At 43.8% G+C, this 23,664-nt stretch carries 18 protein-coding genes and 2 pseudogenes; 12 read left to right on the forward strand and 8 right to left on the reverse strand.

Translation table 11 applies throughout. The features are described 5' to 3' along the window. Window positions 1-130: 130 nt before the first annotated feature. Both ACR63T_RS11275 and ccmA read right to left on the reverse strand, forming a co-directional pair. Window positions 131-832: a heme exporter protein CcmB gene (locus tag ACR63T_RS11275; protein ID WP_472784056.1), complete on the reverse strand. Its 702-nt coding sequence runs from the start codon at window positions 830-832 to the stop codon at window positions 131-133. 72 nt (window positions 833-904) lie between these two features. Continuing rightward, window positions 905-1,564 (reverse strand): heme ABC exporter ATP-binding protein CcmA, encoded by a 660-nt coding sequence (gene ccmA / locus ACR63T_RS11280; RefSeq protein WP_201570115.1) that lies wholly within the window; start codon window positions 1,562-1,564, stop codon window positions 905-907. Window positions 1,565-1,690: 126 nt separating this feature from the next. On the opposite strand from ccmA, the gene ACR63T_RS11285 reads away from it, so the two are divergent. From ACR63T_RS11285 to ACR63T_RS11300, 4 genes are all read left to right on the forward strand, one after another. Continuing rightward, window positions 1,691-2,785 carry a hypothetical protein gene (locus ACR63T_RS11285; RefSeq protein WP_472784057.1) on the forward strand — a complete coding sequence of 365 codons (1,095 nt, stop codon included), beginning with the start codon at window positions 1,691-1,693 and terminating at the stop codon, window positions 2,783-2,785. Window positions 2,786-2,913: 128 nt separating this feature from the next. Further along, window positions 2,914-3,633 carry a YbjN domain-containing protein gene (locus ACR63T_RS11290; protein WP_472784058.1) on the forward strand — a complete coding sequence of 240 codons (720 nt, stop codon included), beginning with the start codon at window positions 2,914-2,916 and terminating at the stop codon, window positions 3,631-3,633. A gap of 104 nt (window positions 3,634-3,737) precedes the next feature. Next, complete coding sequence (locus ACR63T_RS11295) at window positions 3,738-4,655, forward strand: histone deacetylase family protein (protein WP_472784059.1); 918 nt, start codon at window positions 3,738-3,740, stop codon at window positions 4,653-4,655. A gap of 152 nt (window positions 4,656-4,807) precedes the next feature. After that, window positions 4,808-5,014 (forward strand): DUF2905 domain-containing protein, encoded by a 207-nt coding sequence (locus tag ACR63T_RS11300; RefSeq protein WP_201570119.1) that lies wholly within the window; start codon window positions 4,808-4,810, stop codon window positions 5,012-5,014. 52 nt (window positions 5,015-5,066) lie between these two features. Here the strand turns inward: ACR63T_RS11300 and ACR63T_RS11305 are convergent, their stop codons facing one another. The 3 genes and pseudogenes from ACR63T_RS11305 to coaBC all read right to left on the reverse strand — a co-directional run. Continuing rightward, window positions 5,067-5,849, reverse strand: a complete 783-nt coding sequence (locus ACR63T_RS11305; protein ID WP_305898868.1) for a sulfite exporter TauE/SafE family protein — start codon at window positions 5,847-5,849, stop codon at window positions 5,067-5,069. A gap of 50 nt (window positions 5,850-5,899) precedes the next feature. Then, a complete protein-coding gene (locus ACR63T_RS11310; RefSeq protein ID WP_472785275.1) occupies window positions 5,900-6,538 on the reverse strand; it encodes a phosphopantothenoylcysteine decarboxylase domain-containing protein in 639 nt (212 codons plus the stop codon). A gap of 27 nt (window positions 6,539-6,565) precedes the next feature. Further along, a pseudogene (gene coaBC, locus ACR63T_RS11315) lies at window positions 6,566-7,306 on the reverse strand (bifunctional phosphopantothenoylcysteine decarboxylase/phosphopantothenate--cysteine ligase CoaBC); the annotation flags it as partial. A gap of 165 nt (window positions 7,307-7,471) precedes the next feature. On the opposite strand from coaBC, the gene radC reads away from it, so the two are divergent. The 4 genes and pseudogenes from radC to ACR63T_RS11335 form a co-directional block, all read left to right on the forward strand. Further along, window positions 7,472-8,155: a RadC family protein gene (gene radC, locus ACR63T_RS11320; protein ID WP_201570124.1), complete on the forward strand. Its 684-nt coding sequence runs from the start codon at window positions 7,472-7,474 to the stop codon at window positions 8,153-8,155. Between the two features lie 284 nt (window positions 8,156-8,439). After that, on the forward strand, window positions 8,440-11,418 hold the full coding sequence (locus tag ACR63T_RS11325; protein WP_472784060.1) for an acyl-CoA dehydrogenase: 2,979 nt from the start codon (window positions 8,440-8,442) through the stop codon (window positions 11,416-11,418). A 534-nt stretch (window positions 11,419-11,952) separates the two neighbouring features. Then, window positions 11,953-13,326: a dicarboxylate/amino acid:cation symporter gene (locus tag ACR63T_RS11330; RefSeq protein WP_472784061.1), complete on the forward strand. Its 1,374-nt coding sequence runs from the start codon at window positions 11,953-11,955 to the stop codon at window positions 13,324-13,326. Between the two features lie 179 nt (window positions 13,327-13,505). Further along, window positions 13,506-14,078 (forward strand): annotated as a pseudogene (locus tag ACR63T_RS11335) (sodium/glutamate symporter); the annotation flags it as partial. Window positions 14,079-14,150: 72 nt separating this feature from the next. Here the strand turns inward: ACR63T_RS11335 and ACR63T_RS11340 are convergent. Continuing rightward, window positions 14,151-14,906 (reverse strand): TSUP family transporter, encoded by a 756-nt coding sequence (locus ACR63T_RS11340; protein WP_305898874.1) that lies wholly within the window; start codon window positions 14,904-14,906, stop codon window positions 14,151-14,153. 587 nt (window positions 14,907-15,493) lie between these two features. On the opposite strand from ACR63T_RS11340, the gene nhaA reads away from it, so the two are divergent. From nhaA to ACR63T_RS11355, 3 genes are all read left to right on the forward strand, one after another. Next, a complete protein-coding gene (gene nhaA / locus ACR63T_RS11345) occupies window positions 15,494-16,693 on the forward strand; it encodes a Na+/H+ antiporter NhaA (RefSeq protein WP_305898875.1) in 1,200 nt (399 codons plus the stop codon). Between the two features lie 46 nt (window positions 16,694-16,739). Continuing rightward, window positions 16,740-17,327 carry a DUF2799 domain-containing protein gene (locus ACR63T_RS11350; RefSeq protein ID WP_472784062.1) on the forward strand — a complete coding sequence of 196 codons (588 nt, stop codon included), beginning with the start codon at window positions 16,740-16,742 and terminating at the stop codon, window positions 17,325-17,327. A gap of 147 nt (window positions 17,328-17,474) precedes the next feature. Continuing rightward, window positions 17,475-18,791 (forward strand): oxygenase MpaB family protein, encoded by a 1,317-nt coding sequence (locus ACR63T_RS11355; protein WP_305898877.1) that lies wholly within the window; start codon window positions 17,475-17,477, stop codon window positions 18,789-18,791. A 22-nt stretch (window positions 18,792-18,813) separates the two neighbouring features. Here ACR63T_RS11355 and ACR63T_RS11360 read toward each other — a convergent pair whose 3' ends face one another. Then, on the reverse strand, window positions 18,814-19,590 hold the full coding sequence (locus ACR63T_RS11360) for an NUDIX hydrolase (protein WP_472784063.1): 777 nt from the start codon (window positions 19,588-19,590) through the stop codon (window positions 18,814-18,816). Between the two features lie 334 nt (window positions 19,591-19,924). On the opposite strand from ACR63T_RS11360, the gene ACR63T_RS11365 reads away from it, so the two are divergent. Beyond that, window positions 19,925-20,488, forward strand: a complete 564-nt coding sequence (locus tag ACR63T_RS11365; RefSeq protein ID WP_305898879.1) for an NUDIX hydrolase — start codon at window positions 19,925-19,927, stop codon at window positions 20,486-20,488. Between the two features lie 89 nt (window positions 20,489-20,577). Here ACR63T_RS11365 and ACR63T_RS11370 read toward each other — a convergent pair whose 3' ends face one another. Further along, the gene (locus ACR63T_RS11370) at window positions 20,578-23,646 is read right to left on the reverse strand and encodes an insulinase family protein (protein WP_472784064.1); all 3,069 of its coding nucleotides are present in this window, start codon (window positions 23,644-23,646) and stop codon (window positions 20,578-20,580) included. Between the last annotated feature and the right edge of the window lie 18 nt (window positions 23,647-23,664).

Consider the following 23,664-nt stretch of genomic DNA (forward strand, 5'->3'; position numbering starts at 1 on the left):
AAAATAGATAAAGAGTTATTCAATAATTCATTATAGCAAAACTGGCGCTTTTCAGCATGAAGTAAATAGTCCAGCTAAAAATCTTTGCGTCTGCAAAACCTATATTAATTTGCACATCATTACACCCGCCCTAATTAAGCCACGACATCTTTAAAGTCACCGAGATGACCCAGGGCATAATCACGACTGACATTATGCTACCTGCTAGCAGTAACGCTAAAATAGGCAAGCCATTCAGGCCTGTGGCAAATAAATCAACCGCACCTGTAGCAAAGATAAGTACCGGCAGCTGCATCGGTAAGGCAATCAATGGCACTAATACTGCACCGTTTTTCAGTGATAAGGTTAAGCTACTAGCGACCGCTGAGAGCATAAGCAGCATAGGACTACCTACGATAATAGATAACATCAAGATACCAGCTTCAAACCAGCTAAGCTGAAATAAAGGCACCGCGAGTAAGCTCAACAACGCCACAATACCGCTGCTAAATAGCCAGTGAATCGCCAAGCGAATCAGCACCCAAAGCGGTAAGGAGGCTTGAGAAACAACCAACTGTGCTAAAGTGCCGTTATCAAGCGCGGGCTTAAATAAGCTATCGACGCCCATCACTAGCGATAATAAAGCCGCGATCCAAACCGCTGACACGGCAAGGCGCTGTAATAGCTCAGGCTCACTACCAACGGCTAATGGAAACAGGGTTACGATAACCAAAAACAATATCAAGGGGTAAAGCCACTGCACGGCTCCTTGCTGCTTAACTTGCCATTCGCGCCGCCACAGCTGCATAAAACGAATACTACGCGGCTCTGACATTATTGGGCTCTCTGTCATTATTTATCCTTTGTACCGCAATTTTTGTATTTTATGACTTTATCTTCTACAACTTTATTTTTTGTGTGCAGCCTAATAACAGCTCATATAATCTGACAAATCAAGGCGCCCAGTGGCGACATTGACTGGCTGGTGGCTAGTCATTACTATCGCTCCACCTGCCTGCGCAAACTCTTGCAGGCGCATCTGCATGCGAGCTACCATATCGACATCGAGCGCTGTGAAAGGCTCATCAAGTAACCATAATGGCGTGACATCAGCAGTCAATAAATATAAGCGCGCCAAAGTCACGCGACGGGTCTGACCTGCGGATAAATGGCTTGAGCTAATCGTCTCAAATCCTTGCAGACCAACCCAAGTCAATGCTTCATCGATATCGTCGATGCTGGGTGTAATACCATACAGATTAAGCAAAAACGTTAGGTTCTGCGCTACCGTCAGACTGGTATTGATGCCCAGCTGATGTGAGACATATAATGGCTGCATAGGTACGCCCGCCTGCCCCTTATAGTGAATATCTCCTATCAACACTGGCAATAGACCTGCTAGCTGCATCAGCAAAGTGGTTTTTCCAGTGCCATTAGCGCCAACCAAATGACAGATATCGCCTGCCATTAAGGATAGTTTGACCTGCTCACACAAAGGCGTCTCGCCGCGTTGAACACTCAGCTGCTCAAACTCTAAAATAGAGGGCCTCGCAGATTCTGTTATAGATAGAGACGATGCCGTCATCCAAACCTCTTATTGTTTTTTCGATGAGCAATAAATATTCACCAGAAATAAATACTATCTCTAGGGCATAATAGGCTATGCTTACCCTCACAGTATAACAAATTGCCGACGACTATGACCTCAAATATGACCTCAAAAGATATGCAAAACCTGACTGCAAATAATATTAGCAACCAAAGCCAAAGCTCGGCATCCAAAAACTCAACATCTACATCTACTGCCTCTATAGCAAACCTAGATGGCCTTATTGAAGCGCAAGTTAGCTTTATGCAGCACTGGTTGCGTGAGCAGGCACAGTCGCTTACTGTGCAAGCATGGCAATGGCTGGGCGAGCAGCCGATCAGCCGCTACATCAAGAATGAGGACTTACAATATCTCATCAAGGACTGGTTATTGTCCCAGCCGATGAGCGAGGTTATGCGTAAAGATATTCGTGATATCTTGCACAGTGTTATCTATCATCCTATCAATGACACTGTACCATTATCTGAGCTTATTGATGACGGTCAAATAGATACCGTTGCGCATTATATCGGCAGTCATGAGCAGCAGCGCAGTATACTTATTCATACTTTAATCGGTAATGAAACCTTTGCTGACTTATTAACTCAAACTCTCTATCACGCCATCAACGACTTTATGGAGAACACTTTAGATAAAGCTGGCGGTGTCGGTAAACTTATGAAAATGGGGCGCAGCTCGTTTGAGAAAGCGACCAATCGCAACCTTGATGAAAAACTGCAAACTTATCTAAATCGTAATATAAAAGACTTAGCTCGCCGCGCTGAAGCGAATGCGCAAGAGCATCTATCCAATGAAGAAGTCGCCCGTCTACTGATTACTGGCTGGGCGCGTATCAAAGATCAGCCGATCAGTCATATTCAGACTTATCTTAATGCTGATCCTGATAATGGCAGCATCTATCATCTTGAGGCTAGCGTGCAACAGAGCTACGAGCGCCTGCGGGTATCGCCCTATCTGCACAGCCTGATTACTATTGGGGTGACGACTTGGTATAACGCTCATCAAACCGATACTTTTGCCAGCTTAGCGGCCATTTTAAATATTGATGAGGCCGCGATATCTCAGCTCAGCACCGCCCTACTTCCCCTAACGCATGATGCTATCGACAGCCCTTGGTTTAGTGCTCATATCCACGAGATGCTGCAAGCCTTTTATAATCAGGCCACCATTACAGATAGCTTTACTTTTAATGAATAAAAACCAATGACTAAAAATATAGTCGCTAAAAGCTGATTGCCAATAGCTAATCGTTAATCGTTAATCGTTAAATACTAATGAGCGCTTACCCTTTTTATCAAAAGTCTGAAAATTATGAGCTAATCTTTATGAGTGACGATCCTAAGCTTACTTTATGGCAAAAGCTCAAACGTCTGCTGACCAGCGCTGCACCGCAGTCGATTATAGATGCTATAGATGAGACTCAGGATTCATCACTAGTAGACTCCATTAACTCTAAGAGCTCTATTCACCCTAACAGTAGGGCCAAAGTATCTTTAATCAAGCAGCCTAATACTGAGTCGACGCCTGTTATCGACTATCTCAAACGCTACTTAGATAATAAGCAGTGGCACTATACTCACTATCGACCCAGAAAAAACGACCCGCAAAAGTCTCATCACCTCTCCCTACGGATGCGTAGCAAAAAGCTCGACTGTGGTTATCTGTTTCGAGTACAAGAAAAAAACGCGTTGTTAGCACTCTACGGGGTGTTGCCCTTTGTGATACCAGAGAGCCATCAAAATGCCGCCATACTGCTGATAACTCAGATCAACTATGACATGCTCATTGGCAATCTTGAGTTAGATACCCGTGATGGTGAGCTGCGCTATAAAAACGCTCTCGATGTTGAAGCCGTTGGTATGAATGACGCCACTATTGAGTATTTACTACAGAGCGTAATTGCGATGACTACCGTCGCTTATGAGATATTTGGTGACTTAGTCGATACACAAGATCCAAGTGAAGATATAGCAACGCTACTCAGTGAGCTACGCCTGCAAGCCGATGCTAGAGTATTCTTTTTACCCTCACAAAAGAGGCAATAATTGCTGCATAAAGCTACTATTCTCCTACTCTACCAATGATTGTTTTAGCTAAAATTACACTATTAAAAAACTATTAATTTTTTGAAAGGATGCTCTTTAATTCTATGCTAAAAATCGCCTATTCCGAGATCTTTCGGTATTCCGTACCCGAGAAACACCGCTTCCCTATGCAGAAATACACGATGATTCCTGAGCGATTGCTGTCTGAGGGCACTATCACCACGGCTAACTTTTTTGCGCCAAAGCGCTTGAGCGAAGCTGAGATTTTGACCACCCATACCCCTGAGTATTGGTATAAGCTCAAAACTCAGACGTTAACGCCAAAAGAGGCTCGACCTATTGGTTTTGAGATGACACCAGCTTTGGTCGATCGCGGTCGTCATATCGCTCACGCTACTTATGAATGCGCGTTATACGCTCAGCAATATGGCGTGGCGATGAACGTTGCAGGTGGCACTCATCATGCTTTTGCCGATCACGGCGAAGGATTTTGTGTGTTTAATGACGTCTGTATCGCTAGCAATTTGTTATTAAATCGCGGGCAAGCGCAGAAGATATTAGTCGTGGATTTGGACGTGCATCAAGGCAATGGTAACGCCAGCATCATGGCGGATGAGCCTCGGGTGTTTGTCTTTAGTATGCATGGCGCAAAGAACTACCCGTTTCGTAAACAGCTATCAGATTTAGATATCGAGCTGGCTAATGACACAGGTGATGAGGAATATTTGCAGATTTTGACAGAGACTTTACCACGATTAATAACAGAGGTCGCGCCAGATATGATCTTTTATCAATCTGCGGTTGATGTGCTAGCGACTGATAAACTAGGGAAATTAGGACTAACGCAGGCGGGCTGCATGGCGCGTGATGACTATGTGTTGCGTACGGCTAAAGCGGCTAATATACCCGTCGCTATCGTCATGGGCGGCGGCTATTCGGAAGATATTGAGGATGTGGTCGAGGCGCATTGCAACACCTTTCGGGTGGCGCAGCAGATATATTTTAGTGAAACGGCTAGCTAGTTTTTTTGTTGAATATAGATATCATCTTGTAAAATCATAATCAAGTGAGTAATTTTGATAAGTAGCATGGGTGTTAACCCACGGATTATATTGCAATTATAGAATATGAGTTTTTTGATAGTCGATGAAGTAAAGTAATAGGACAATTTTATATGGCAAAATTACTGATTGGTTTAGGAGTAGTGTTAGTTATAGTTGGTATCATTTGGCTCCTATTTCCAAGCGCTTTTTCTTGGATTGGTAATATGCCAGGAGACATCAAACACACCTCAGGCAATACCCGCGTGTACTTCCCGATTGTCTCTATGATTATCATAAGTATAGTAGCGACTATCGTCTTAAACTTATTCAATCGTTAAAGGTATCGCTAAACATACAGAGTCAGACACTTTATTGCTCTAGGGCCTTGTTCTACAAAAACGCCGTAATTCCCTGCCAGCCTACCCGCAATCCAAGTACTGTCAAAATCACCAAAATAAGCTGACGAAAACGCGCTTGTGGCAGGTAACGACGCATACGAATACCGATCAATAGCGCTACAACGGATAAGACACTAAGTAGCGCAATTAATTGCCACTCTCCATGGCTTAGCGCCATAATAGGCTCACGTAGGACGATAATTTGCGCGATTTTGCCTAATAGATAACACATATTACCGACTTTGGCGATGGTGTTTTTATCGTCGCTGGCAGACAACAGATACATCATCAATATCGTTGACATGGCATTGGTCGAGCCGCCAATAATACCTGCGCTAAACCCTACGATGATCAGCACAGGCTTGGTATTGGGTAGCTTAATTTGCTTGCCCAGTAAGCTGCTGATAACGTAATAGCCAATCACCGCCGCTAGCAGCAGTAGAATATAAGCGCTATCTACGATTAGCAGTAACTTGGCACCCAAGATACTGCCAAGCAGACTGGTTAACGCGAGCAGCCAATAGCGCCTGCCATAATAAATGAAGTTTTGCCAAATAGTGCGCTCGCCACCCGCCAGCCAAGTCATAGCATTGAGTAGTAAGGATGGAAAAATCACAAGGACAATGGCATACGGTAAGGGATACATGCTGGCCAAAGCCGTGGTCGTTACTAATGTGACTCCCAATCCACTTATGCCATGTAGTAGCGATGCCAGCGCAAAAATCGCCATCAGTAATAGCGTCTGCGTGCTGTCGCTATCGACCGCGGCTGTCATAGTGCTAAGACCATAGCACTAAAAGGGAAGCGACTGTAGCGACAACCCAATTAGCCACGTCGATGCTGCCAGATGGTCTCACCAATGATGGTAGTGAGCCGCTTAGCAATATCATCTTTACTGGCTTTATCTAAGTTTATGGCCTCGCGCTCGTAGTCTTTGGCAAAAAATACTTGCATAGCATTATCGTCGCTCGCAAAGCCAATATCTGCGCGTGAGACATCATTACAAGCGATGATATCTAAGTCTTTTGCGACTAATTTACCACGCGCATAATGCTCGACATCTTGCGTTTCAGCAGCAAAACCTACGACAAATAATTGGGGATGCGACAAGGAAATCGTTGCCAAAATATCAGGATTTTTAACGAGGCTTAAGCTCATAGTATCCTGAGTCTTTTTGATTTTTTGTGGGGCAGCTTCCTCAGTACGGTAATCCGCGACCGCAGCGGTTGCGATAAAGATATCAGCCGTTAGAGGTTGCTGCTCATTACTGTGGTGGTTATGAGTATCGCTAGGATGGTCATCGCCACAATCGCACTCTCCATTTTGATGGTTATGATCATGATGGTGGTCGTGCATATGGTCGTGGTTGTGATTATTTAGAGAGTGATCGTGTGCCAAGGTGGATAGGCTAGATAACATGATGGGATGAGTGCCGTCTACACACTGCTGAGCAGCTATTAGCATATCTTGCGCGGACAATACATCGATACGCGTTGCACCAAGCGGTGTTGGCAGAGCGACTTTACCACCCACTACAAGTATTACTTTAGCACCTGCTTCAATACAAGCGCGCGCCAAAGCAAAGCCCATTTTCCCTGAGGAATGGTTAGATAAATAACGGACGGGATCGATAGCTTCAACGGTAGGCCCTGCGGTAATGACTACGGTCTTGTCTGCTAATAATTGCGCTGTCATCTGCTGCGCACAAAACAGTTGCACCTCAGTCAATAACTGCTCAGGTTCAGGTAGTCTACCTGCACCCACATCACCGCACGCCTGCTCGCCACTGGCAGGCTCAATCATATAGTAATTCATATCGCGCAATGTCTGCACATTTAGGGTCACGGCTGGATGCGCCCACATCTGCTGATTCATCGCTGGCGCAATAATCACAGGTGCCGTAGTAGCCAGGCAAACGGTAGTCAGTAAATCATCGGCCATACCCATCGCAAGCCTTGCTAAAGTATTGGCAGAGGCAGGTGCAATGATGATTAGCTCCGCCCATTTAGCCAGCTCAATATGACCCATACCCGCCTCAGCTTGCTCATCAAGCAAAGAGGTATGCACTTCATTACCCGTCAAAGCCTGCAAAGTCAGCGGTGTGATAAAGGCTTGCGCTCCAGTCGTCATAATAACCCGCACTTCAAACCCTGCCTTTATCAAAAGACGTGCAAAAACAGCAGATTTATAAGCGGCAATACCACCAGTAATAGCCAGTACAATGTTTTTCATAGGCGTAGCGTTACTATAGATAGTTGAAAGATAATTGAGAAAAGATAAAAAGATAAAATTGCGCTTATAGTAACAATTATGAGATAAGTTAGGTAAGGTTTTATTTGGTTATCTAATCGACTGCGTAAATTTTATAAATTTATAACTTTTAATTAAGGAGTAGCAATGGCTATCAAAGACTGGCACGAAGACGATAGACCGCGTGAGAAACTTCTGAAGTTTGGCGCCAGTCAGTTGTCTGATGCTGAAATACTAGCGATATTTCTGCGTACGGGCACTCAGTCGCAGTCTGCTATCGAATTAGCGCGCTACTTAATCGATCATTTTGGCACCTTAGCTGAGTTGCTTGCAGCGCCAAAAGAGACCGTCTTAGCCTGTCACGGTATCGGTCCTGCCAAATACGCGCAAATGCTGGCATCCTTGGAGATGGGTACGCGCTATCTCAATAGTCAACTCAAGACAGGACAAGCGCTGGGACGATCGCAGGTGGTCAAAGACTATATCAGCACGCAACTGCGGGGTGAGACGCGTGAAGTCTTTGCCGTGCTATGCTTGGATAATGCGCTAAATCTGCTCAATTTTGAGATACTGTTTACGGGTGGTCTATCTTCATGCTCCGTCTGTATCAAACATGTCTTGCGTCATGCCCTCAATCACGCTGCCAGCCAGCTGATTATCGCTCATAATCACCCGCATACTGATGCCAAGCCTTCAACTGCTGATAATTTATTAACTTATGAATTAAAAAAGGCTTGCGATCTAATAGATCTAGCCTTGATTGATCACATAATTGTCGGTCGTAATGATACGCTATCGTATGCTGAGAGCAGCTTAGCGCCTTTTGACTAATTATTTGATACTTATCAGAAAATAGGATTAAGCTCTTATATTCCTATTGAAAATAATACATATCATTGACATAGGATTGCATTTTTGTCCTTGATAGTTGATAAAACAAGTTTCATAGTAGTAGACATATATTTTTTAGTTATAGAATAAGTATTTTTGGCATAACTAGTATTTAGCTTAACAAATAGTATCTAGCTTAAATACTGCATCAAAGCTTTAGGGCTATTCAAAATCTTATCTATCTATTAGCATAATTTTAATGCTGTTTTATCAAGGAGAGTGTCATGGCGATTGGCCTATTTATATTGGCAGTGATTATTCAGTTAGCCGTCGTTTTGGCCATCTTTTTGCTGTCACTATCTCGCGTTACTGGTAGTATCGTAGCGCTCATTACGGTAGTAGTCACCGCTATTATTAGTCCGTGGTCGCTGATCTTGGGTGTGCCGATAGCGCTATTGTGTCTAGTGCTGCTTATCACCCCTATGCGTCAGGCGCTCATTACTAAGCGAGTTTATAAAACCTTGGGCGGCGCTATGCCGAGTATGAGTGATACTGAGCGCGAAGCACTCGACGCTGGTACGAGCTGGTGGGAAAAAGAGCTGTTTATGGGTGCGCCTAACTGGGATACTTTTGCCGCCTATCCTTATCCACAGCTGTCTGAGGAAGAGCAAAGCTTTATTGACAATGAAGTCGAAACGTTATGTGCCATGCTGGATGAATGGCAGATTCAGCACGAAGATAAGGAGCTGTCGCCAAAAGCTTGGCAGTTTATTAAAGCCAATGGTTTTTTGGGTTTAATTATTCCTAAAGAGTATGGCGGTTTGGCTTTTAGCTCCTATGCGCAGAGTCGAGTCATGAGTAAGATTGCTTCGCGCTCACCTACCGCTGCAGTCACTTGTATGGTACCTAACTCTTTAGGGCCTGGTGAGCTGCTCATGCACTATGGAACTGATGCACAAAAGCAGCATTGGCTACCAGGTCTCGCTAACGGTGATGAGATTCCCTGCTTTGGTCTAACAGGCCCTGAGGCAGGATCTGATGCTGGCGCTATCCCTGATACTGGGGTTGTCTGCTATGGCATGCATGAAGGCGAGCAGATGCTTGGCTTGCGTATGAACTTCTCTAAACGCTGGATTACTCTTGCGCCTATCGCCACAGTCGTCGGCTTAGCCTTTAAGATGTACGACCCTGAGGGCTTACTTGGCGATAATGGTTTGGGCGAGGCGGGTAAAACCGATTACGGTATCACCTGTGCGCTAGTCCCTGCCGATCATGATGGGGTTATTATAGGTCCGCGCCATTATCCAAGTGGCTCGCCCTTTATGAATGGTACGGTTGACGGCGTAGATGTATTTATTCCCTTAGACTATATTATCGGCGGTGTTGAGAACGCTGGGCGCGGTTGGCGCATGCTGATGGAATGTCTGGGTGTGGGTCGCGGTATCTCCTTACCAGCGCTATCGACCTCAGCCAGTGAGATGACTTATTTATCCGTCAGTGCCTTTGCTAAGGTACGGGAGCAATTTAAGATCTCTGTCGGTAAATTTGAGGGCGTACAAGATGCGACGAGTCGTATGGCAAGTCAGACTTATATGCTAGAGGCTTTCAGACATCTCGTCACTTGCGGTCTCAATCAAGGGGGAACCCCATCAGTGATGACGGCTATGGCAAAATATTACGCCACTGAAACTATGCGTGAGGTCATCAATGACGGTATGGACGTGGTGGGTGGTCGCGCGATTCAGATGGGACCGCGTAACTTTTTATCGACGCCCTATCAAGCGATTCCTGTTTCAATTACGGTAGAAGGCGCCAACATTCTCACCCGATCCTTGATGATATTTGGTCAAGGGGCGATGCGTTGTCATCCGTATTTATTCGATGAGCTACAATTATTGCAAAGTGAGGATAAAGAGAGCGCGGTCAAAGAGTTTGATACCTTATTCTTCAAGCATTTAGGCTATACCTTTAATCGCGGTGCTAAGGCTTTTGTCGCAGGTTATGTCGGTGGTAGCAAGTCAGCCCCAAGCTTTGCTGATAAATTCACTCGTCCCTATTACCAGCATATCAATCGTCTCAGCGCTAGCTTTGCACTAACCGCTGATATGGCTCTAGGGCTGCTGGCCGGTGATCTCAAGCGTAAAGAGATGCTCTCTGGTCGCTTAGCGGATATTCATGGACACCTCTTTATTGCCACCGCTATTTTGCAGTTTTATGAGCACGGCAGTAAATCTAAAGCGGAGCAGTTGCATGCTGAGGTTGCCTTGCAAGATAGTCTTTATACTATTCAAGAGGCTTTTTTGGCGCTATTTGAGAACTTCCCCAATCGTATGGCAGCAAATCTTGTGAGTTTTGTGACTTTTCCAAGTGGTCGTATTTTCACACCTGTCAGCGATGCGCTAAAAACTCAACTGGGCGATGTCTTTATGGATGATTTTGAGGCCAACCCCTTCCGTGATTATCTCAAAACGATGGTTTATTACAATACTGAGCCTGACGATATCACGGGACGCATGGAGCATGCCTATCAGATGCTGCTAGCAATTGAACCTTTATGGCATAAGTTCAAAAAAGCTGAACATAATGGTGACTTTGAGGGTTTAACTTTTGAAGATCATGTCGTTTATGCTAGTCAGATTGGTGAGGTTACCGAAGAGGAAGCTGAGCAACTTATCAACTATAACGCGCTACGTTTTGACTCGCTATTGACTGATGTGTTCGATGAACATCTGCATACTGCCCTAGATCGTATCAACCCGCATAGCCTTGAGAATGCAGTATATAAGCTTACTGACTATGCTCAACTTAAAAGCAGTGCGCAGCTGAATAGTGATGCAGAAAATGAAAAAGCCGCTAGTGACTCTGTAGCTCAAGAGAGTGTTGATAAAGATTTAGCTATCTATGAGCAGACAGGAGACGCTAATCCTAATCATGGTTACGAAGCAGATGGCGATGTCAAGATGGTCGATGAGCAAACTGACATCAAAGAAGCTGCTGAGCAAGCGGACTTTACGGGTAGCAACCCGCAAGACGACGCTCTGGTCCACCGTAGCCGTGATGCAGAGTCCATCCTCAGTGAGCGTATGAGCTACAATCATAAAAATTTAGACAAACGTAATACTAGCTTAAGCGAAAATAAAGTAGCTGACCACTTTGAGTTTAATAGCTCTACGGATACTGCTAGTAAAGACGCTGCTTGGCACGATGGTTTGCAACGTGGCGACTCACAGCATCATGATATAGATGAGAGCGATAAGGCGTAAAGACTGTTTTACGATAAAACGTTTGAGATACACACGTTCAAGATATATACGTGACCTGAAAATGACTATAAGCAAGGCTATCCATTATGGGTAGCCTTGCTTTTTTATGTTTATAGTAAAAATAGCTGACCTTCTACCTTGATTCTTATTCAATTACTTTTAGTTAGCCTTATCATAAAAATTAATTAAAAAATATTAGTTTATTAATAATAATATGTTTAGAATGAATAAATGACTTATTCTTAGGTTGTTATCTGATGACAATAGTTTGATGGTATTCGTTTGATAAATCTATAAAGACTTAAGTTATGAGAAATAATTAAAAGCATTGATAAAAAAATATTGCAGCACCCTTAATAATTATTTATATTGTCTGCCCGATCTAACAGCAAGTAAGTAATGATAGAGATGGACAAGAGATGATAGAAAAGAATTTTTAGACGTAACCATAGTGGTAATAAATCTGTACCTACCATTATTTTGATTGGATGATGGCTTGTTAACAAGCGTTACGTACACACAAGGATATAAGTTATGTGGAAGAATATGGGATTAACTGGCAAGATTATTGTTGCTATGGTACTAGGTATTATACTGGGCTTAACTATCAACGTGCTAAATTTGAATGTTGAAGGTAGCTTTATCAATACTTATGTGACTGAAGGGTTGTTTGCCATTATAGGTAAGCTATTTATTAATTCGTTAAAAATGTTAGTCGTTCCTTTGGTACTTGTATCACTGATTTGTGGAGTTTGTGGTATTGGTGATATTCGTCTGCTTGGGCGTATTGGTACTAAGACCTTCTTTATCTATATGATGACTACGGCACTTGCCATCACGACTGCTATTAGCCTTGGCGTATTGCTTGGCATTGGCAAAGGTATGAATATTCCTACCGAGGCCGCTTTTGAAGCCAAAGCAGCGCCGCCGCTCATGGAGGTATTCGCTAATATCATTCCCTCCAATCCTATTAGTGCGATGGCTAATGGCGACATGTTATCGATTATCTTTTTTGCCGTATTATTAGGTATTAGTATTCTGATGGTTGGTAAGCCTGCTAAAGGTTTGGTAAAGAGCTTAGAGTTATTTAATGAAGTCATCTTGAAGATGGTGACTATTATTATGAATCTTGCACCCTATGGTGTTTTTGTACTCTTAGCGAATGCCATGGCAGACTTAGGCTTAGATCTTATTGTCTCTTTACTCGGCTATGTCGCCGTACTCGTCGGCTCACTCGCGTTTCACTTCTTTATCACTATGATGATTGTCCTAAAGCTATTCTCAGGGTTATCAGTCAAAACCTTTTTGGCAAAAATGCGCGAAGTACAGATTTTTGCTTTTAGTACTTCAAGCTCGAACGCGACTATTCCTATTACCTTACGTACAGTCACTAAACGTATGGGTGTGGACAACTCAGTAGCTTCGTTTACTGTCCCTTTTGGCGCTACTATCAATATGGATGGTACGGCTATTATGCAAGGTACGGCAACTATTTTTATTGCCAATATTTACGGTATCGATTTAGGTATTGCTGAATATTTGACCGTAATCTTAATGTCAGTACTTGCCTCTATTGGTACTGCTGGTGTGCCAGGTGTGGGTCTTATCATGTTATCGATGGTCTTCTCGCAAGTTGGTCTACCAGTCGAGGGTATCGCTCTTATCTTAGGCGTGGATCGTATCTTGGATATGCTACGTACGGCTGTAAACGTCGGTGGTGATGCTGCAGTAACTGCTATTGTCGCAAAATCTGAGGGCAAGATGGACTTGGCAATTTACAATGATCCTGCTGCTGGCACTAAAGAAGTTTTCGATGGACATATTGATGAAGATAGCGAACGCGAATTTGCCGGTGTCTTTACCGATGGGAAAATGGGTAGCGAATATGATGATGATCGTCGCCCATAACCATTAACTATCCCTTAGCAAACCTCTATAAAAAGTCCTAGCCAAATAGTCTAGGACTTTTTATTTATACCTGCTTTATTAGAATGACGCTGTAAGTTACTCTAAATAAAATCTCCTACAGCATTCTAAGTATTTACTGTATTTTAGCCCAAAAAAATGGTTAAAACCTGTACTAAGGTGAGGAAGAGTATGGCGTAATTGGTGCAACAACATTAGGCATTGCAGTAGCCACTTATGGCTTAGTGGCAGGCGGCCTAGTTGGTGGACCTGTTGCACGTAAACTCATCCGTAACCTTGGCATCAGCCCTACACTCGCCGACCCTAATCCCACTGATATCGAAAAAGTAGCCAGCGCACAGTCGTTATATAGCACTAAACATGACGAGAATGAGATTCTTCACGAAAAAGAAATCTTTGAAAAGCCCGATCATATTCGCCTTATCACCGCCTCTTCTACTATCGAGTCGTTAGCGTTATTTGCGGCCGCTTTAGCTTTTGCCGATATCATGACGAACGTTGCAGAAGGGACTTGGTTTCAACTGCCTACCTTCGTTTGGGCGCTAGCAGCTGAGGTCATTATTCACAACTCGCTTACTATAGTGTTTAACTTCGATATATTCGATCGTGCTATTGATGTTATCGATAACGCCTCTTTGAGCTTGTTCTTAGCGATGGTGTTACTGTCCTTGAAGCTATGGCAATTGACCGATTTGGCAGGTCCTGTACTGATTATCTTAAGTTGTGATTTAATAGTGTGATAATAATAAAGAAAACCCCAAGCCTTTAAAGCTTGGGGTTTTTAATGATTGGGGTTTTGTTTTAAACTAACCAAACACGTATTTGGTTAGCATCGCTAAACAAACCAATACGATCATCGGTCGAATCAGTCTACTGCCATTTTTGACCACCATCTGTGAGCCAAAGTACGCGCCTATAGTTTGACCGACCATCATTGCCAGTCCCACCTTCCATAATACATTACCGCCTAAGATAAAAAATATCAGTGAGCCAACGTTAGTAGATAAGTTCAGTACCTTTGCAGCCCCTGTCGCTTCAATGATTTTTCGACCACGTAGCGCAACATTACCTAACGCAAAGAACATGCCTGTCCCAGGTCCCATATAACCGTCATAAAAGCCAATAACGGGCGCTACTACTTTTTGCCATTTGCGCTCACTGATACGCGGCGCGGCCTCAACCTCACCAAGCTTAGGCGCAAATAAAGTATAAATACCGATAGCGGCAATCAAAAACGGTATGAGCGTCTCTAAAAGATCAGGCGGTGATAACTGTACGGCGATAGCACCAATTATGGAGCCAACGAAAGCACCGACAATAGCCACTTTCATGTTTTTTGGTTTGACGATGCCCTTTTTTATCATCGTAATAGAAGCGGCAAGCGCCCCTGATGCCGCTTGTAACTTATTCGTGCCCAGTGTCAGCACAGGTGGAATATTTGCCAGTAGCATAGCGGGAATAGTCAATAAACCACCGCCGCCTGCAATAGCATCAATAAAACCTGCTAAGGCAGCAATGGCGGTCAACATCAAGATAACTTCTAAAGAGAGGGATAAGTCCATGGCACTGGCCTTGTAAATGTATAACGAAATAACGGGAGTGTATTCAACTGATAAAGGTCGGTTGCTAAGAGAAAAAAGGATTAACTATTGATATATGGCTTAAGAGTCAATAAGATGAATAAGCAAAACCATACATTATAGAGCCAAAGTTCTAAAAATAGCTAAAGTTTGCCCATTTTAACGATTTGATGACTAGACAACACTGCATCAACGTTTTATATTTTGTAAGACAACATCTAGTATCTAGTACTTTTTATAAACACCTATATTTTAACGCTATACATGACCATGTCACTAAATTAGAAGGAGCAACAAGGCATTAAGTAATAACCGTAGAACCTTTATGGAAGAAGATTGCACAACTTTTATAATAAGGATGCCCACAAGTCAGCATTACTCTACTATCAGTCTCACCATCTAAGACCACCGCAGGGTTATTGCCCGAGCTACACGGTTGCCTAATAGATAGCGCTTGGCTTGTTTATTATTGATATAACATTACGAAAACATAGATAAATGCTATTAAACGTCATTATTGACGATACTATTTATCTACGTTTATTGAATATTTTGCAACTGAGGACGATATGGCAATACAAAGAATAAAGGCGTTTTTTGAGTTCGAAGCAGCAGGCGGAATTATTTTAGCTCTAGCCGCTATCGCAGCAATGATTATCGCCAATACTCCTCTCAATGTGTGGTATGAGGCCTTTATTCATGCGCCAGTTGCCATTCAAATAGGTAGCTTTGAGATTGCTAAAGATGCTCATCACTGGATCAATGATGGCCTGATGGCGATTTTCTTTTTTTTAGTCGGGCTTGAGCTTAAACGCGAAGTCCTTATCGGTGAGCTCTCTAACGTCAAGCAGATTATCTTACCAGCAGGCGCGGCTATTGGTGGGATGATTTTTCCCGCTATTGTTTATCTGATATTTAACTACAATGAGCCTGAATATTGGAAAGGTTGGGCGATTCCTGCGGCTACTGATATTGCTTTTGCCTTAGGTATCTTAAGCTTATTGGGGAGTCGCGTACCCAACTCGCTAAAAGTGTTCTTGGTCTCCATTGCTATCTTCGATGACATTGGCGCTATTTTGATTATCGCTTTGTTTTATACCAGCGAGCTATCTTTGAGCGCCATTGCATTGGCAGGACTATGTCTGCCCTTTTTATATCTGCTTAACCGTCGTAATGTCACGAACGTTGCGCCTTATTTGATAATCGGCTTAGTGATGTGGGTGTTCGTCTTAAAGTCTGGTATTCACGCCACCTTAGCAGGTGTAGTACTAGCCTTATTTATACCGATGTTTGATAAGACCGATCCTGAACACTCGCCCTTAGAAGAGCTTGAGCACAGTTTGCAAGATATTGTATCTTACGCTATTTTGCCACTTTTCGCTTTTGCCAACTCAGGCATTTCTCTAAAAGGTGCAGGACTTGCTGATTTGTTCCATTCAGTCCCACTAGGTATTGCCGCAGGATTATTCATTGGTAAACAGCTTGGCGTTATGCTTGCTTGCTGGCTGATATTTAAATTAGGTGTCTCTAAGATGCCTAATGGCATGAATTTCCAGCAAATATATGGTGCCGCTCTGCTATGTGGTGTCGGCTTTACCATGAGTTTGTTTATCGGTGGTCTTGCATTTGCAGGTGGCGATTATGTATTTGATGAGCGCTTAGGCATCATTATGGGATCCATTGTCTCAGGTATCGCCGGCTACATTATGTTAAAAGTCACTCTAAAAGATGAAGTAAATACTACTTCAGTTGATCTGACTCACCCATAGACGACAAGCTAGTACTTGCTTATAGAGGCTAATACAGGAGGTCAGTATGCGGTTAGTAACTATGCAGTTAATGACCACGATGTTTGTAATAGGCAGCATCTCGCTACTCTCAAGCTGTGCGACGCTATCTAAGCAAGAATGTATAGTCGGTGACTGGCAAGCTATAGGTTATAATGATGGTGTAGCAGGCTACTCCGTAGAGCGACTAGCTTCACACTCTAAAGCTTGCGCTAAAGTAAGTGTTGCGCCTGACTATCAGGCGTGGGAGCGCGGTCGCGAACTTGGGTTGCAGCAATACTGCACAGCTGATAGTGCTTACAATGTAGGTCGCCGTGGCAATGCGCTGAACAATGTCTGTCCTGCATCTATGATGAGCAGTCTACGAAAAATCAATCAGCAAGGTCAGCAGTACTACACCTTTATTAATGAGATAGAAAAAGATAAACAGCTGATTAAGACTTATCGCGACGAGTATGACAAGCTGCGTAATGGTGACATGCTAGATTTTGAGACCGAAAAAGAAGCACGTACGCGCTTATTGTACTTGCCAGAAGAATTATACAAAATTCAACGACGAATCGATAATAATGAGCGCAGAATAGAGCTATTAGATCGGACCAATCCTTATCGGTGATAGGTTTTATCAGATACTAGGATTAATAATAAGTTTGAGAATAAGGCTAAGCCTCTTAACTTGACTATTTTTTATTTCTCCATTAATAGCACTTGCACTTAACGAGCTATCATTCACAAGACTTGGCAATCATAATAAGAGCCGTTGATGAGTATAGATAATAGCAGCCTTATAAATCCTTCAAGCCGTCAGACCTATCAACGTCATGGGCGTACCACAAGCATTGATGATCATAGTGATTTGCAGGTTTTACGTCGTATCAAGCGTCACCTTCTGCCTAAAGATTTTACTATCTCACCGACATTGTTAGCCCAAATAGTAGAGGGTTATGATATCGGTGATCCTATCGCGGATAAGCTTGCCGCCGACGGCATACGCTTTGCTAAGCCGCTACAGCGCAGTATTATCCAAGGTGAAAGTGACCAATCGCTTGCTGATAACCCCTCTTTTATGATGCTGACTGAGCAATTTGGCGCTCATCCTGACTGGTATGACCCTAAGCTGGCTGAGATTGGCGCTATCGCTTATCGTCGCTATCCCCTGATGCTCATTTGGTTATTGCGTAATGTGGCGCTGATGGCTGGCTATAGTATTCCTGCCCTCTCACTACCACTTATCCAAACGGGCGCACTAATGCATGATGCCCTGCCTAGGCTCATGCGTACCTATGCTTATATATTGGCAGTATCTGAATACCCACAGCTCAAGACTAACCCTAAGCAAGCGCCTATTAGTCAAGTACTAGCGATCAGCTCTGAGGGCTGGCGACAGTCTATAAATGTACGTCAAATTCATACCTTAGTTCGGCAAAATCTGCTTAAAGGCAAGTTAACTTCAGCAGAAGGTGTTATTGCTGATAGTGATCAACATCATAATGCTGATGGTAGCTGGAATACAGATTATTGGGGTGTGCCGATTAATCAAAGTGATATGATCGCCACTCACTTGCAGTTTTCATTATTGATTATGCGTGGTCTGCGTATTTTGGGTGCGCGTATCAGTAGCGAAGAAGCGCAAGGCATCCTACATCTGTGGAATCTTGCCAGCTATTGGATGGGCGTCGATCTTGAGCGCTTGCCCAAAGATGAAGCCGCCTGTTGGGAGTGGCTTTATACTTACCTCTCAATCCAGCAGCTGGATTTTAAGATGGGACAGCCATTAGCCAAAGCGCTACATGATCTACCCCGCCAACTCATGGGTGAAGACAATCGCAAAGGTCGGTTTGTAGAGATGGTCAACGCTAGCGTGACCCGAACCTTAGTCGGTGATGATATCGGCGATGGGCTGGACTTGCCAAAGTCCAAAATTCGCTTTGGTGTGCTGTCTTCAGTGCCGATACTATTCGCACTCGATAGCGCACGACAATATAATGATAGAGTTGCTGATAAGCTAGAGCGCTTTCGAGCTCGTCGCCAAGATAATATGAACTGGTGGCTCAAAAAGAACGATAATTATTATAAATAGCTATCGCTGACCTAATCTTAAACTAACGATCTAATGCTATGCCTGACTCTTGCACCCGATAATACCAATCGAGCTGGCGATCAAAGCCTGTCTTGAGCAAATTTGCCAAAATCATACCCGTTAAGCCCCAAACCGTCTCGCCTTCTATCTCCCAGCTTGGGGTGACGATAGTCGATGTCTGCCCCAGCATGGTATACTCTATCGCATACTCAATGGTCGGCTGAGTGGTAAAAGTCTCAAAGTCTGCCCAAAAGATACGCGATATCTCTGCCAACTCAGGCACCAGCACCAAATCTGGTGCTATAAGCGCCACAATAGGGCGTACACTCATACCGCTTTTTGAGGTTTGAATAGGCAATTGACCAACGATTTGTACTTTATTCGGTGACAAGGCGGTTTCTTCACAGGCTTCTCGCAGTGCCGTCACGACGTTGTTGCCATCCCCTATTTCATATTTCCCGCCAGCACAAGATATCTCGCTAGCATGACTCTTCATATGTGCGGCGCGCCGAGTCAATAATAGCTTGGGACGATTTTCATTAGTGATAGCAACTAGTACCGAAGCATCGGCAATAGGGGTTTTATATAAGCTATCTAATAAGCGAGTGCGATTGCTATTATGATAAATACCATCTCTGCTATTAGTATTATTTAGCGTTTGGCCTATCGTCTGATCTGGCGTATTAAGCGTTTCATACTGCACACGCTCAGCCAATTGTCTCAGCGTAGGATGACGAATAAAAGCGGGCAGCGCGACTGTTAATTCATTAAAATTATCAGCATATTGCGATTTGATCATTATAAGTACCTTCTTTTTCTTAGCTATTCTTTATTATATTTTTGCAATTTAGAACAGCGCTGTATTTTCATTTTAAAGACTATCATATTTTCAATATTATTGAACGGTAGCCGCCAAGAGCTGCACTTGATTTAGACTAGCCTAAACCCTGCACTACTGCACAAAGTTTATGTGACTGCTGATACGATTATTAACTTTCAGCGCTGGACAATAATTAATATCAGCTCAATCTGTGCTATCTTAAGGTAAAATTCTAAAACAATCTTTTACTGCTTGTTTTTACTTACTGAAAATAAATTTCATTTATAATTTCTATAACAATAAGGCCGTTATTATGCGCTATTGTCTCGAATGTGGCCACGAAGCCGAACGTAAAATCCCACCTACTGATAATATACCGCGTTTGGTATGCCCTAACTGCAATTATATTCACTACGAAAATCCAAAAGTGATTTGTGGCTCGTTGGTCGTACATAAACACAGAGTGTTATTATGCCGTCGTGCTATTGAGCCACAATACGGCTTATGGACGATACCTGCGGGATTTATGGAAAATGGTGAGACCATCGCAGAGGGCGCAGCGCGCGAAAGCTTTGAAGAGGCAGATGCAGTAGTCACTAATCCACAGCTTTACTGTATTTATGATATTCCTGATATTGGTCAGATTTACGTTATTTATTTGAATGATCTTAAAGACGGCGCTTATGGTATCGGCTCTGAGAGTCTTGACTGTGCCTTATTTACTGAAGAAGACATTCCTTGGGATACTATTGCTTTTGAGGCGGTAAAACGTACCCTAAAAAGCTATTTTTCAGATCGCAAGCAATTTGATAATCGCGAAGACTTCCCTATTCATCAAGATCAAATCGCTAAAGATCAGAGCATTAAGCGTTATTAGCATTAAAGCATTAATTATTACTGAACCTAAAGTATAAAAAGCCAAGCAACTATGCTTGGCTTTTTTATAATCTAAAATACAGCAGTAGGTTAGCTCTTAATTTTACATACTTTAAAGCCAAGCTCTTTTACAGCCTCTTCTTTATCGTACGGCGCTAACACCGCGCGTACATACTCTTGACCCTGCAGATATTGCTGAGCAACGCGCTGCAAGTCATTGATAGTAACGGCTAAGATAGCGGCGCGCATCTTGCGTTGCCAGTCTGCTCCACGATGATGCAGATTGGCAAAGCAAGCTTTGATCGCCTCGCCAGCAGGAGAGCCTGGTTTATCCATGCCTGAAACGATGCCCAAAATAGCTTCTTCTAATTGCTCATCCGTTTGCGGCTCATTTAATAGCCATTCGATACTGGCATCGAAATGCGCAAAGGTCTCGTTACAATTGGGATCGCGATAGCTAAAGAATTTAAAGGCACAAGCGTTGGCGTCGTAGCCTGCCCCGCCACCATACGCGCCGCCACGCTCACGAATAGCACTGTGCAAGTAGCCGTTGCGTAAGTAAGGCGCGAGCACCATTAGCGCTGCGGTATCAGGATGATCAGCGGCTGGCACAGTATAGGCGCTGGCATTATGATACACGTTGGTCGCTACCAACCACGCCAAATCCTCAACAATTGGATTACTCTCTAAAGATTGTGTGACGTCTGTTTCACCATTTAGGGCTGAATCTAAAGATAATCCACTAAACTCGCTTGGAATATTAACCATCGATAATTGAGTGGTTGCGTCAAACTTTGGCGCATCACTGTCTTGCCAGCTCTCGACAATCAAATTGCTCAAACGCTCGGTTTGCTCGGCTTCACAAATAATAGCCGCGTGTTTGGGTAGACTTAGCAGACGCTGATGTAAGTCCATCAAGCTCGTCGCCAGCTGATCCCAAAGCGCCTCATCTTCACTAGCATGAGTCAAAAACTCCTTGAGCGCACCCAGCGCAGGCAGACCGCTGCGCACATACTCCAACTGCGCTTGACGGCTCATGGCACGACTGGCGGTCTGGAGCGCATAAGCATGACCTGCACTAGATAGACGCGATTGCCAAGAAGCTTGGCGTGACTGCAAGATTTCTTTGATACGTGCGTGCTCGGTAAAGACACTATGCTCCATGACTTCCTTGAGCAGATCGATAGCCTCAGGCTTACGATTCAAGGCACGAGTTGCCATCACAAAATAGCTTGTTATTGTTTGGCTGTCATCAATACTGGTGCGCTGGCTGACGCGTGCGGTCACCCCAGAGGAATGCGCCGCTTGCTTAGCTTGCAGCTCATAAGCATCCATTGAGTCGGTACCAAGCTCAGATAATAGGGCTAAATAAACCGGCAATAGTGGATGATTAATCACATCGTTAGCAGGCAGCTGCTTATATATAGAGTCGGCGCTTTCAGGATTGATTGCGTCTGTTAATGGCACGATGACCTGATAATAATACAGACCATTAGTGCCCGCTTCATATTCAAACAAGGTGCTCTGCTCGCCACTTAGCATGATCTGCTTTTGACTGCCTTGCTTAAAGCTAATATCTGCAGGCACATCCTCTAATCCAACCTTTGGCAACAAGCTCAAGTCATCTGGTGCGGCTTGACGCGCCGCCAAGTCTAGCGCTTGTTGCTTTAGAATAGACTTATCATCAGCGCTCATATCCATCGCGATAGTGTCAAGACGCACTTGTTCAGCAGCCGCAAGACGCGCAGACTTTTCGCTATCTGGTGTCAACGTCACACGTACGCGATGGTTATTATCAAGTAGGTGATGCTTGATTAAATTAGGTAGCCACTGCTTATCTTTTACCTGCTCGCGTAGCCATAGTAGGTGCTCATCAACTTCCCAAACATCTAGAGGATTGCCATCATGAATAGCGGTACTAAAGCCTTCAAGCAATAGATTCAACCCATAAGGCATACTATCGCCACCGATATGACGCTGATCGATTTCAATCTGATGCAGTATGGTCTCAATGGTTTCATCATCTACAGGCTGGCTGGCCACTTGCGTCAATAAGTCAATGATACCTTGCTCAACCGCTTCGGCATGCTCAGCTTCAGAACCGCGCAGACCGGTATAGAACACCATTTCGTAATGGCTATCATCAAGGCCTAATAATGGGCTTGGTGCTTTACCCAGCGGATGGCTATCAAGATAGGCACGTAATGGCGAGCCTGCATGCTCAATTAATACGCCCTCAAGCAAACGCAATGCCAAGCGCTGCTTGGGATCAGTAATCGACGGCAATAACCACGCGATAACATGGTGAGTTTGGTGGTCTCCTGCCTCATCAGCAGTATAAGTGTCGATGGCGATAATAGGGGCAGAAAAGCGCACTTCTGGACGCGAAACATGCTTTTTACCCGCCGCAAACCGTGTCAACGCATCATCATGGATCTTAGTTTGAGTCTCGCGTACTGGAATATTACCAAAGCTCATAATCACACTGTTAGACGGATGATAGTGGCTCTGATGAAACTCGACCAGCTCATTATGAGTCAAGTCTGGAATATCAGCAGGATCACCGCCAGAATTATAATGATAAGTCGTGGTTGGGAATAAATGATGGGCGACGGTATGATAAAGCTGGTCAATCTCATCACTCATCGCGCCTTTCATCTCGTTGAAGACAATGCCCTTAAACTCAGGCTTATCATCAGCATCTAATTCGACACGGATACCCTCTTGAGCAAAATCAAGCGGATGAATATTAGGGAAAAATGAGGCATCAAGATAAATAGCTAATAAGTTAAAGTAGTCGTTCTTATTTTGTGTCGCATACGGATAAGCCGTCCAATCGGCAGCGGTCATAGCATTCATAAAAGTATTGAGTGAGCGCTTAATCATCGAAAAAAACGGATCACGTACGGGGAACTTCTCAGAGCCACAGAGCGCCACGTGCTCAAGCACATGCGCCTCACCTTTTGAGTCCATTGGCTGAGTACGAAAACCGACCAAAAAAGCATTCTCATCGCTTGGATGCGCCAAATGATAATGCATCGCTCCTGTCTTAACATGCTGACTGATCAACACATCCATCGATAGTGCCTCGATATGGCGGTGTTCAAGCAGCTCAAATTCGGAATGCAGTGTTAAGTCAGCGTTAAAAATATCGGTCATAGTTATCCTTATTATTGC

Source organism: Psychrobacter sp. M17(2026) (assembly GCF_055699815.1).